At 36.0% G+C, this 14,022-nt stretch carries 5 protein-coding genes; all 5 read right to left on the bottom strand.

Features of this window, described 5'->3' with window-relative positions; translation table 11 throughout:
- Window positions 1-17: 17 nt before the first annotated feature.
- The gene (gene ilvN, locus LOS86_RS06565; RefSeq protein WP_231843818.1) at window positions 18-605 is read right to left on the bottom strand and encodes an acetolactate synthase small subunit; all 588 of its coding nucleotides are present in this window, start codon (window positions 603-605) and stop codon (window positions 18-20) included.
- A 4-nt stretch (window positions 606-609) separates the two neighbouring features.
- Window positions 610-2,361, bottom strand: a complete 1,752-nt coding sequence (gene ilvB / locus LOS86_RS06560) for a biosynthetic-type acetolactate synthase large subunit (RefSeq protein ID WP_231843817.1) — start codon at window positions 2,359-2,361, stop codon at window positions 610-612.
- 4 nt (window positions 2,362-2,365) lie between these two features.
- Window positions 2,366-4,045, bottom strand: a complete 1,680-nt coding sequence (gene ilvD / locus LOS86_RS06555; protein ID WP_231843816.1) for a dihydroxy-acid dehydratase — start codon at window positions 4,043-4,045, stop codon at window positions 2,366-2,368.
- Entirely contained in the window at window positions 4,045-4,932 is an 888-nt protein-coding gene (locus tag LOS86_RS06550; RefSeq protein ID WP_231843815.1) for a branched-chain amino acid transaminase, read from the bottom strand. Before LOS86_RS06550 ends, ilvD begins: the two co-directional genes overlap by 1 nt.
- 235 nt (window positions 4,933-5,167) lie before the next feature.
- Complete coding sequence (locus LOS86_RS06545; protein WP_231843814.1) at window positions 5,168-13,699, bottom strand: T9SS type B sorting domain-containing protein; 8,532 nt, start codon at window positions 13,697-13,699, stop codon at window positions 5,168-5,170.
- Window positions 13,700-14,022 lie beyond the last annotated feature (323 nt).

Raw genomic sequence — 14,022 nt, 5'->3', positions numbered from 1 at the left:
TTCTTTTTTTATTGATTTTACATTTGAAATACTTGATCTTTTTTATCTAAAAATTCGTTATTAATCGTTTGCAAAGCAGGATTTTTTTGTTCCATTTCCACTACTTGTTTATGAATTCCTTCACTTGCATTGATAATAGCTATTCGAGAGCTTCTTACAAATTCTATTAAACCAAATTTGTCTAATTTTTTTAGTAGATTATTAATTTCTTCGCCTTGTCCTGTTGTTTCAAAAACAGTATAATCATTTCGAATAACTACTGCTTTTGCTCCATATTCTCTTAGCAATCGCTCAACTTTTACTTCATTAATAATTACCGATGTAGGAACTTTATACAAAGCCATTTGTTGCCAAACAATTTCATCATTCGTATTGCAATACACTTTGAAAACATCTACAATTTTTTCAATTTGTTTAACTAAATTTTTAACAACTGCTTCAGCTTCAATTACTACTATAGTGAATCGGTAAATATTAGGCACTTCACTTGGTGATGTATTAAAACTCTCTAAACTTATTTTTCGTCTTGAAAACATGATGGCGATTTTGTTTATTAAACCCACATGATTTTCGGTATATATGGTTAAGGTGAATTCTTTTTTCATCTTCTTACATTTTTATATCTTCTTTACACAAAACAATTTCCGAAACGCCTTTTCCTTGCGGTACCATTGGGAATACATTGTCTTCCATTCGAACAGCTACTTCTAACAAATAAGATTCAGGATGATGTAACATTTCCTCTAGTGCTGATTTCAATTCTTCTCTGATTGTTACTTTATTTCCTTTTATACCATATCCTTTTGCAACTTGAACGAAATCAGGACTTTGAATATCTGTAAAAGAATAGCGTTTTTCATGAAATAATTCTTGCCATTGACGCACCATTCCAAGAAAACTATTGTTCAAAATCAAAATCTTTACATTCGGTTTGAATTGCATGATAGTTCCTAACTCTTGAATATTCATCTGAGCACCACCATCACCCATGACAGCAATTACCGTTCGTTCTGGCGCTCCATATTTGGCACCAATTGCTGCAGGTAAAGCAAATCCCATAGTTCCTAAACCACCACTGGTAATGTTACTTCTAGTTTTGCTTTGATGCGAATAGCGGCACGTTACCATTTGGTGTTGCCCTACATCGGTTACCATTACAGCTTCACCATTAGTTAACTCATTGATCAATTGAATAACTTCTCCCATGGTTAATTCACCTTCTTTTGGAAATAACTCAGGCGCAATAAGTTTTTCTGTTTCAACTGCTATCGCTTGGTGAAACTTAGAAATCCATTCTTGATGTGTTTTTTGATTTACTCTTTCAGTCAACAAAGGCAAGGTTTCTTTACAATTCCCCCAAACTGGAACATCTACCAAAACATTTTTATCAATTTCGGCTGGGTCAATATCCAAATGAATGATTTGGGCTTGTTTTGCATATTTATCCAATCGGCCTGTAACTCGGTCATCAAAGCGCATTCCGATTGCAATTAACACATCACATTCATTGGTAAATAAGTTGGGTGCATAATTTCCGTGCATCCCTAACATACCTACTGCTAAAGGATGATTAGTAGGAATAGCGCTCATTCCCATTATGGTCCAAGCGGAAGGGATTCCTGCTTTCTCAATGAATTCTATAAATTCTTGTTCGGCATTCCCTAATATCACACCTTGACCAAATATTACAAATGGCTTTTTAGCTTGATTGATAAGTTCAGCTGCTTGCTCTATATAGGAAATTCGGATATCTGGTTGGGGTTTATAACTTCTAATAAACTCACATTTTTCATACCCGTTATAATCGAATAATTGCAATTGTGCATTTTTGGTAATATCTATTAAAACAGGACCAGGTCTTCCACTTTTAGCAATGTAAAATGCTTTTGCTAAAACAGCAGGAATTTCAGAAGCATCCGTAATTTGATAGTTCCATTTGGTTACTGGTGAAGTAATGTTTACAATATCCGTTTCTTGGAAAGCATCAGTTCCTAACAAATGCGCAAAAACTTGTCCTGTTATACATACCAATGGTGTAGAATCAATCATCGCATCCGCTAAACCCGTAACTAAATTAGTTGCACCCGGACCACTTGTTGCAAAAACAACTCCGGTTGCACCACTTACTCTTGCTAAACCTTGAGCTGCATGAATTGCCCCTTGTTCATGACGAACTAAAATATGATTGATATCTTTCTTATAGTCAAATAATGCATCATAAATAGGCATAATGGCTCCTCCGGGATAACCAAAAACAGTTTTAACATTCTCGGCTAATAAGGCTTCTATAACTGCCACACTTCCAGAAACTTGTTTTAAAGTTTCCTTACTTTCTATTTGATTTAATTCTACAATTTTCATTTTTTTAATATTCATCTGTTATGCAACCATTTGATGCATCGGTTACTAATTTTGCATACTTCAATAAGACACCATTAGTAACTCTTAATTTGGGCTGTACCCATTTTTTTCTTCTATATTGCAATTCCTCATCACTAACATGCAAATGAATTGTGTTTTCTATTGCATCAATTTCTATTACATCGTCATCTTCAACTAATGCAATGGTGCCACCATCATAGGCTTCTGGTGAAATATGACCTACAACAAAACCATGAGTACCACCGCTAAAACGTCCATCCGTAATTAATGCGACACTTTTCCCCAAACCTGCCCCGATTAATGCGGATGTTGGTTTTAGCATTTCTGGCATACCAGGTCCCCCCTTCGGACCTACATATCGTATAACTACGACATCGCCAGCATTTATTTTTTTATCTTCTATACCTTTAATCAGTTCTTTCTCGCCATCAAACACTCTTGCTCTCCCCATAAAAAATTCGCCTTCTTTACCCGTTATTTTAGCAACAGAACCTTTAGGAGCGAGATTTCCATACAAAATTTGAAGATGTCCAGTTGGCTTAATAGGACTTTCAATTGGTTTTATAATATTTTGACTTTCAAAATCGATATCTGGAACACCTTCAAGATTTTCTCGAAGTGTTTTAGAGGTAACCGTTAAACAATCGCCATGCAACATTCCTTTACTCAATAAATATTTTAAAACCATTGGGACTCCTCCTTTTTCGTGAAGGTTTTGCATCAAATAATTTCCTCCAGGTTTGAAATCGGCAATCAATGGTGTTTTATTACTGATGCGTTGAAAATCGTCTTGAGTAATGGTTACTCCAACACTTCTTGCCATTGCAATCATGTGTAAAACGGCGTTGGTACTTCCTCCTAGGGCAATTAAAACCGTCAGTGCATTTTCAAAAGCTTCAAAAGTCATGATGTCTTTAGGACAAATATTTTTTTCCAAAAGTTGCTTCATATAAAATGAAACGGATTCACACTCTTCAATCTTCTCATTACTTATAGCAGGATTAGAACTTGAATAGGGTAAACTCATTCCTAAAGCTTCTATTGCAATAGCCATGGTATTTGCTGTGTACATTCCACCACAAGCTCCTGCACCTGGACAAGCGTTTTTAATGATGTTTTTATATTCGTCTTCCGAAATTTTTCCTGCAATTTTTTCTCCTAATGCTTCAAAAGCAGAAACAATATTTAAATCTTTTCCTTGGTATTTTCCTGGAGCTATTGTTCCGCCGTATACCATTATAGACGGACGATTTAATCTTCCCATAGCGATGATACTTCCTGGCATGTTTTTATCGCAACCAGGTATTGCTACAACTCCATCATAATAATGTCCTGAAACAACACTTTCAATACTATCGGCAATAATTTCTCTACTTACTAAGGAATAGCGCATTCCATCGGTACCGTTTGTAATACCATCACTAATTCCAATGGTATTGAAAATTAAACCCACCATTTCATTTTTATTGACTTCCTTTTTAATCAAAGAAGCCAAATGATTTAGGTGCATATTACAGGTGTTTCCATCATATCCCATTGAAGCAATTCCGATAAAGGGCTGACTCAATTCTTTTTCTGACAATCCTATTCCATACAACATCGCTTGTGCTGCGGGTTGCGTTGGATCTTGAGTGATTGTTTTACTATGTCTATTTAATTCCATTACAAGTACACGTTTTGATATTCATTATGAGCAACTCTTCTTTTGTATTTTTTCTGAATTACAGCTCCTATTGAATCTTCCCAATCTAGAGGGAATTTATATTCATTCACTGATTCAATTCCGATAACCTCTGCTGCAGTTCCACAGAAGAAAGCGCTATCTGCTGTAAAAATTTCATCAGGTGTGAAATATTTTTCTTCAATCTCGTAACCTAATTCTTTTCCAATTTCTAAAACAGTTTGACGTGTAATTCCTGCAAGAATATTTCCTAATGGTGCTGTGAATAATTTTCCATCTTTTTCAATGAAGAAGTTGGCACCTGGACCTTCAGCAACATAACCATTCATATCGGTCAATAAGGCTTCATCGTAACCTTTTGATTTTGCTTCTGTTGTAGCTAAAATGCTGTTGGTATAGTGTCCCACTACTTTAGCTTCTACAAAACATGATTTTGGATTTGGACGTTGGAAAGAAGAAAGCATCACTCGTAATAACTTATCCCCTAAGTATTTACCCCATTCCCAAGCCATTATTACTACATGAACTTCATTTGTTGGAGTTAATGACATATTATCTCCTAAATACACTAATGGACGTATGTACGCATCTTTTAATCCGTTTAATTCCAATAGTTTATAGGTAATTAATTCTAATTCTTTTACTGAATATTGTAAATTAATATGCATTACTTCAGCCGAATAATGCAATCTTTCATAATGCTCTTTTGCCTTGAAAATTCGGACACCATCTGGAGTATCATAGGCTCTAATACCTTCAAATACGCCATTACCATAATGCATTGTTTGGTTATAAATACTAACTGGGGCCTCTTTAACTTTTACAAATTGCCCGTTTAAAAAAATGGTGGTGTTTTCGTTGTAATACATAATTTAAAAATTTAAAATAAAAAAAGCCTTTCCTTATGTTATTAGAGGAAAGGCAAATAAAAAATAAACCAATCCGTCTAATAACTACGAATAATTTTAATTATAATAATTTGATTTTGAATATTTTGCATATTATTAACTACATTTAACTATTAATACTAATAATCCAATTGAAATAATGGTATTAATTACTATCAATAATATATTACACATATTTAAATTGTTTTTCTTCATATTATCTTATCAATGAAAAATGAGCTTTAAATTGTTTAGCAACACCATTTTCTGTGTAATCTAATGTAAACCAATAGTCCGTAGATGGTAATTCTTCTTGGTTATAAGTACCATCCCAACCTTGACTTGCAACTGTTGTACTCAATTGTTTTAATAGTTTTCCATATCGATCAAAAATGTACAATTTAGCATCCGCTTGATTTAAACCAATGATATTCCATGTGTCATTGATTCCATCTCCATTTGGTGTAAAATATGTTGGGTAATCAATTATCAATACTGTTTGTGTCATATACGTACAGCCTTCGGTATCTATAACCGTTACTGTATGTTCCCCTGCACTTACTCCTGTAAACACATTTGATGATTGAAATGAACCTTCATCTAATGCATACATTATACTTCCTGAACCATCTGGTACTGTAACTGTAATAGTAGCATTATCACTAAAATACTCACTTTGAACTATTGCCATTGATGTTGCTGGAGTTGTAGCCGTAACTGTTGCTGTAGCGGTTGATAACATTGGATCTGATGAACATCCTGTTGACCAATTCGTTGCTATTACACTGTAAGTTCCTGCTTCATCAACTACCAATGTTGCATTGGTTGCTCCTGGTATAATATTTCCATTTGTATCAAACCACTCAAAATCATAATCCACATCATTCAAACCTGTATTCAATGTATATGTCTGATATACTTCTCCTGATGCCGTAATACAAATATTACCATCTGATAATACTGGTCGTGGTGAAGGGTTTACATTAACTCTATAATCTGTATATCCTCCTTGACAATCTCCTAAACTCGATCTCACACGGTAAATAACATATCCTTGAGTATTTGTAGTAGCAGTTAAAATATCATTTATCGTAACTGGTGCTACTCCTGTTCCTGGTGTTGCTCCAGATACATTAACTACTGTTAATACTTCCCATGTTAACTCTGTACCTGCAATAAGTGGCGAAACATCTACTATTAAATCTGTTCCCTCTTCACTACAAATGGTTTTTACTGGTGACGGAATTGGTAATCCTGGATTTGGATTAACCGTTACAACAGCACTTGAAAGTGTATTTCCTGTACATCCATTTCGAACCGAACTTACTTCAAAATAAATAGTTCCTGCTACTAATGGGTTACTAGTAACCACTTGTATATCAAAACTTGTAGTTGTTGAAGTTGCCGCAATTGTTCCTGAAGTAGTCCCGCCTACTATATTTACTCCACTTGTTATAGCTGTCCATGTGTAAGTTATTCCACTAATGTTCCCTACAACATCTACATGAATATTTGATCCTGAACAAACCGCAGTATCCGATACGCTTACACTCTCAATTACCGGATTTGGATTAACTGTTATTTCTATTGTTCTTGGCGTACCATCACATCCATTTGCATTTGGAATTATAGTCATAGTTATAGTTCCTATAGTTTCTGGATTGTTCAATGTCGCAATCTGATTAATATCAGCTTCTGTTCCACTTGTTACATATGAACCTGTTATATTCGATACTGTTGCACTCCAAGTATATGTTGTAATACCAGGAAAATTACTACTTAAAACTATGTCTGTACTACTTCCATCACAAATATTTGAACTGAATGCTATATTCGTTATACTAGGTGTACTAATATCTTGATTAACAAAAGAAGGAGATGATACAGAAGTACAAAATCCATTTGAAGCTGTTACTGTATAACTTGTTCCAAATGTCATACCTGAAATCAATCCTCCTGCGCCAACTGTTGGTCCAACTGGTGTGAATGTATAGGTATTCGATGCGCTATAATTTGATATCGTTGAACTTCCTGCTGCTGAACATGTAGCTGCTACTGAAGTAATCGTTGGTACAGCTGGTGTTGGTAACTGAGCTGCATTACTAAAACTAGCTGATGCCGCTGAAGTACATCCTCCATTGGTTGCTGTAACTGTATAACTTGTTCCAACTGTCATGCCTGAAATCAATCCTCCTGCTCCAACTGTTGGTCCTGATGGTGAGAAAGTATACGTATTCGATGCATTATAATTTGATATCGTTGAACTTCCTGCTGCTGAACATGTTGCTGCTACTGAAGTAATTGTTGGTAAAGCTGGTGTTGGTAACTGAGCTGCATTGCTAAAACTAGCTGATGCCGCTGAAGTACATCCTCCATTGGTTGCTGTTACTGTATAACTTGTTCCAACGGTCATACCTGAAATCAATCCTCCAGCGCCAACTGTTGGTCCAACTGGTGTGAAAGTATATGTATTCGATGCGCTATAATTTGATATCGTTGAACTTCCTGCTGCTGAACATGTAGCTGCTACTGAAGTAATCGTTGGTACAGCTGGTGTTGGTAACTGAGCTGCATTACTAAAACTAGCTGATGCCGCTGAAGTACATCCTCCATTGGTTGCTGTAACTGTATAACTTGTTCCAACTGTCATGCCTGAAATCAATCCTCCTGCTCCAACTGTTGGTCCTGATGGTGAGAAAGTATACGTATTCGATGCATTATAATTTGATATCGTTGAACTTCCTGCTGCTGAACATGTTGCTGCTACTGAAGTAATTGTTGGTAAAGCTGGTGTTGGTAACTGAGCTGCATTGCTAAAACTAGCTGATGCCGCTGAAGTACATCCTCCATTGGTTGCTGTTACTGTATAACTTGTTCCAACGGTCATACCTGAAATCAATCCTCCAGCGCCAACTGTTGGTCCAACTGGTGTGAAAGTATATGTATTCGATGCGCTATAATTTGATATCGTTGAACTTCCTGCTGCTGAACATGTAGCCGCTACTGATGTAATTGTTGGTACAGCTGGTGTTGGTAACTGAGCTGCATTACTAAAACTAGCTGATGCCGCTGAAGTACATCCTCCATTGGTTGCTGTTACTGTATAACTTGTTCCAACTGTCATACCTGAAACTAATCCTCCTGCTCCAACTGTTGGTCCTGATGGTGAGAAAGTATACGTATTCGATGCATTATAATTTGATATCGTTGAACTTCCTGCTGCTGAACATGTAGCCGCTACTGAAGTAATCGTTGGTACAACTGGTGTTGGTAACTGAGCTGCATTACTAAAACTAGCTGATGCCGCTGAAGTACATCCACCATTGGTTGCTGTTACTGTATAACTTGTTCCAACTGTCATACCTGAAATCAATCCTCCTGCTCCAACTGTTGGTCCAACTGGTGTGAACGTATACGTATTAGATGCACTATAATTTGATATTGTTGAACTTCCTGCTGTTGAACATGTAGCCGCTACTGAAGTAATCGTTGGTACAACTGGTGTTGGTAACTGAGCTGCATTACTAAAACTAGCTGATACTGTTGAAGTACATCCTCCATTGCTTGCGGTTACCGTATAACTTGTTCCGACTGTCATACCTGAAATCAATCCTCCAGCTCCAACTGTTGGTCCAACTGGTGAAAACGTATAGGTATTCGATGCGTTGTAATTTGATATCGTTGAGCTTCCTGCTGCTGAACATGTAGCAGCTACTGAAGTAATTGTTGGTACAGCTGGTGTTGGTAATTGTGATGCATTACTAAAACTAGCTGATGCTGCTGTAGTACATCCTCCATCGGTTGCTGTTACTGTATAACTTGTTCCAACGGTCATACCTGAAATCAATCCTCCTGCTCCAACTGTTGGTCCAACTGGTGTGAACGTGTATGTATTCGATGCATTGTAATTTGAAATCGTTGAACTTCCTGATGCAGAACAATCTGCTGCTACTGAAGTAATTGTTGGTACAGCTGGTGTTGGTAATTGTGCTGCATTACTAAAACTAGCTGATGCTGCTGAAGTACATCCTCCATCGGTTGCTGTTACTGTATAACTTGTTCCAACGGTCATACCTGAAATCAATCCTCCTGCTCCAACTGTTGGTCCAACTGGTGAAAACGTATAGGTATTCGATGCGCTATAATTTGATATCGTTGAACTTCCTGCTGTTGAACATGTAGCTGCTACTGAAGTAATTGTTGGTACCGCTGGTGTTGGTAATTGTGCTGCATTACTAAAACTAGCTGATACTGCTGAAGTACATCCTCCATTGGTTGCTGTTACTGTATAACTTGTTCCAACTGTCATGCCTGAAATCAATCCTCCTGCGCCAACTGTTGGTCCAACTGGTGAAAACGTATAGGTATTCGATGTACTATAATTTGATATCGTTGAACTTCCTGCTGCTGAACATGTAGCCGCTACTGAAGTAATCGTTGGTACAGCTGGGGTTGGTAACTGAGCTGCATTACTAAAACTAGCTGATGCCGCTGAAGTACATCCTCCATTGGTTGCTGTTACTGTATAACTTGTTCCAACTGTCATACCTGAAATCAATCCTCCTGCTCCAACTGTTGGTCCAACTGGTGTGAAGGTGTATGTATTCGATGCGCTATAATTTGATATCGTTGAACTTCCTGCTGCTGAACATGTAGCAGCTACTGAAGTAATCGTTGGTACAACTGGTGTTGGTAATTGTGCTGCATTATTAAAACTAGCTGATGCTGCTGAAGTACATCCTCCATTGGTTGCTGTTACTGTATAACTTGTTCCAAATGTCATTCCAGAAATTAAACCTCCTGCTCCAACTGTTGGTCCAACTGGTGAAAATGTGTATGTATTCGATGCATTGTAATTTGAAATCGTTGAACTTCCTGCTACTGAACAACTAGCCGCTACTGATGTAATTGTTGGTACAGCTGGTGTTGGTAAAATTGTAAAACATTCTTGAACAGTCGTTCCACAAGAAGCTGTAGTAATTACATCAGCTGTAATAACTATTTCGTCTATTGAGATAGGTGGATCAATACTAGAACTAGCATCATTTTGCCATCTAACTCTAAATCTAAGATCTGCTTGGTTATCCCAAAGAGGATCAGTTCTAAAATCAGATAACCATGTAGTTTGTCTTCTTAATTTTGCTCCTGCTTGAACCCAAGTCGTTCCTCCATTAATACTATATTCAATACTACCGAAATCATCAGCACCATTTGCATTAGTTTCACCTTGAGCTAACCAATAAAAATTAAAAACTATATTCGTTTTTCCAACTGTATTAAAAACTGTATTTATGGTTGCTTTTTGATCTGATACTTGACCGTCAAAATTTGCATTATTTGGGATGAAATTCACTGAACCTGCACCACAAGTTGCACCTGTAGTAGTAGTGGCTTTAATATGAAGATAATTACTATTAGGTCCAGAAGTAACACCTACAGGTTGATTAGGAACAGCAGGTACAGTAAATGTTCCTAGACCTGTTACACAACTTCCACCTAAGTAATCATTGTTTAATACAAAAATATTTGGACCTCCTGAATTATTTATTGTCCAATTCCCTAATCCAGATTCAAAAGTTTCAGTAAATAATGTCTGAGTTACAACGCCACCTAATGAATTTGGAGAAGTTACATCAACACAATAAGTACCTGCAGGTAAACCTGTTAATGAAGTATTTGTTGTTAATGGGGTTTGAAAACCAGCTGGAAAAGTATATCCAGAAGGTCCACTTACCCAATTGAAAGTTGTACCAGTTGGAAGCACTGAAGATAAATTAATTGAACCAGGTTCACAATTAACTAAAGTTGTAGTATATGTTGCTGGAGTACCTGCAGAAATGGATACATCAACTTGTGTTCTTGCACTTTCACAACCACCAACTGTTTGAGAAACCCAGTAAGAAGTTCCTGCAGTTAAAACTGGTGTCGTAAATGGATTACCTGTAAATATTGAACTTCCTCCAGATGCAGAAGAATACCAATTAACAGTTCCAGTTACAGCAGAAGCTGTCAATGTAGCAGTTTGTCCAGAACAAATTGAAACATTTGTAACTGTAGGTGCATTTGGTCCAGATACCGTTACTACCATTGATCTTGTTAAAGTACAATGATTTGGTGCAGGTAAACCGTTATCCCAAGTATAAGTAATTGTATGAGTACCAACACCTGCTAATTGTGGATTAAAAACTCCGATTCCTCTATCATCTGTATAATCATCACCTCCAGAACCTGCTGGAGCTGGATCAAAACCATTTGAAACACCAGGACCTGAATAACTTCCAGTTCCTTGAAATAATAATAGACCTGTTTTTAGTGATTCAGCACCTGCAGTAATAATCCAGGTACCTGTTGCTAATACAGCTCCTGAAATGTTATCTGTAATTGTATAACTATAATTTCCACTTGTTAAATTTGTTTTATCTAACGAATAATAAGCTCCTGTTGGTCTTAAAAAATAATTGTTTGTAACACCTCCAGCAGGAACAGTTAATGTTTCTACTAATACATTAGCCGAGTTATATCTATAAATAACTAAATTGTTTAAATTACCAACATTAGCAGTTATACTAATATTTACAGAATTGTAAGGTAAACCAGAATCAAAAGTGGTTGAAAATGAATCAGGACCTAAAAAAACTGAAGCATCAGAACATGCAAATGCTGTTTTTGTTATAGGATTTAATAATAAATCATCTGAATACATTTGTATTTGATAATCTTGACAAGGAACAGGTGCTGGGACAACATTGTAATACCCCAAACCTTGAATATCAACCGAAGTACATAATGCAGTATTGGTAACACTCATTGTAAAACAAAGGACATAATTTCCTGCAGCTAAACCATCCCATTCTGGATTAAATCCACTAGCAACAGATGAAGCATTAGTTCTATTTGGAAGTATTGGAGCTCCACATGAAGTACTGGTTAATTGATATGTAATTATTTCTTCTGTAACATTTCCACATCCTCCTGGACTTGAAGAAGTTAATTGTTTAAATCCTAAAATAGTTGAACCCGCTACTACAGTTACAGGAACACAAATAGTAATTGTTTCTCCAGGTACTAACGGAGCATTACCTAATTGATCTCCAGCAACTCCAAGTGCCGTAGAAATATTAGTTTGACCAAGTGCCGCAGTTGTTTCAGTTATTGAAATTACAGGACAACTTGCTGTGGCACAATTTCCACATGATGAAGATAATATTTCAACTGTAGCTGTAGCTGTACCACAAGAAGTAGGAACTGAAACAGTATAAGTTCCTGGCGTACTTGTACTAGGTGTAATCTGGCCGGTAGTTGTGTTTAATGTTAAACCAGCTGGAGAAGCTGAATAAGTCCCAGAAACTGGTCCGTTAGTAACAGTTACATTACTTGGGCCAGCATTAGGTAAAAAAGGCGTACCCGAATATGCTATTGTAGTTGCAGTACTTCCGTTTACCGTTACAAGTATATCTTGACTACAAGATGAAGTTCCATCTGAAATAGTTGCTCTATACGTTCTTGATGAAGTTGGAGAAACAGCTACATTAACTGAAGTATTAGTAGAAGTTGCAACTACAGTATTTGTTAATAAATCTGTAATTGTTATTGTACTAGAAACATTTTTTATAATTTTTACATTGTCTATACCCCAACTATCTTGAGTTGCAGATGTAGATTGGTGTTGATACCATCTGAATTTTGTATTAGCAGTCATTGCTGCTGCTGGGATTGGAACAGTTGTGGTATTCCAATTATATACATAAGTTCCACAACCAATATTAGCAGCAGAAGGGAAATTACTTTCAACACTTGGAAATAATAATTTCATGTTTACCCATGATACTCCATTATTTGTAGAATATTGAATATAAACCCCTTCTTTATCATCCATTGCTTCACAACCATTTCCACCATTATCATCAGAAGCTTCTCTAAAATCAAAACTCAACACTCCTCCATTAGATACATCAAATGAATTTGATTCTAATACTCTAGGTGCTGCAACATTTTGCATCCAAGCAAAAATTGAATTATCTGTATTTTGTGTATTATAACCATAATTAGGTTGACAACTTAATACATTAACAAATGCAACACCTCCTGGAGTTGCACTCCAACCAGCTCCCAAAGAACTTGAGTTAAAATCATTATTTATTAAAGCTGAACCAATTGTTCCTGTTGCAGTTAATGTTGTGGAACCACCCAAACAAATTGTAGATGGATTTGCAGAAATAGAAATGGTACATCCAGATGTTGGCTTTGCATAAGTTATAACATTCCCTACCCATCCGGTAGATTGAGAACTACTAGAATTTGTAAACTTAAATGTCAAGGCTCCCGTTGCATTATTAGCACAAAAAATACCTGGTTTTAATTCAGCTTGAACAACCCCTCCAAGTGCAGGTTGACCTGTATTGTATGGCGCTCCACCTGCATTATATGCTGTTCCATAATTCCCTTTTAAAGTACCTATATTAGTTGCCGAAACTGTAGTTCCATCATATATATCTAAAGACTCGTATGAACTAAAAGATGTAAAATCGACACATACACTTTGACCTGCTGGTGGCATTAATGTAATTGTATACGTCGTATTTCCGTCGTTACCTGCAGCACCACCTGCATCATAAAAAACTTCACCACCCGTTACATTTACCGTACCTCCTTGACTGATTAATATATTTTGCGTCCATCCTGAAATTCCTATCATCAATGTAACTAAATACAAGATATTCTTTACTCTTTTTATTGCGATTGAATTCATTTATTTATTGAGTTTTTAGATGAGTCTTAATCTATTTTGATTTCAAATTTATAAATCCATACAGATAAAAAATATCAAAAAATAGTTGTTTTTTGTATCTCAGATTAAAAATATTAATACATGAATTATTGATTTTATTACATAAATTATAAGAATATAATGTATTTCAGTAATTATTTTAAATTATATTCATCAAAAATGATTTTTAAAACAATAATATACAGATATTCTATATTTAATTTATCATTTTTTTATAATTCCAACAGATTTTCAAACAAAAAGAAAAAGCACTACTTAAAAATAAGTAATGCCTTTTCAAACTA

The organism is Flavobacterium cyclinae, assembly GCF_021172145.1.
Taxonomy (GTDB): domain Bacteria; phylum Bacteroidota; class Bacteroidia; order Flavobacteriales; family Flavobacteriaceae; genus Flavobacterium; species Flavobacterium cyclinae.
Note: the sequence above shows the minus strand (reverse complement) of the source record. Positions and strands in the feature narration are given on the sequence as shown.

Excerpts from the sequence above, each read along its gene's own strand:
- LOS86_RS06545 (WP_231843814.1), bottom strand. The coding sequence starts at position 13,699 with ATGAATTCAATCGCAATAAAAAGAGTAAAGAATATCTTGTATTTAGTT.
- LOS86_RS06550 (WP_231843815.1), bottom strand. The coding sequence starts at position 4,932 with ATGTATTACAACGAAAACACCACCATTTTTTTAAACGGGCAATTTGTA.
- ilvD (WP_231843816.1), bottom strand. The coding sequence starts at position 4,045 with ATGGAATTAAATAGACATAGTAAAACAATCACTCAAGATCCAACGCAA.
- ilvB (WP_231843817.1), bottom strand. The coding sequence starts at position 2,361 with ATGAAAATTGTAGAATTAAATCAAATAGAAAGTAAGGAAACTTTAAAA.
- ilvN (WP_231843818.1), bottom strand. The coding sequence starts at position 605 with ATGAAAAAAGAATTCACCTTAACCATATATACCGAAAATCATGTGGGT.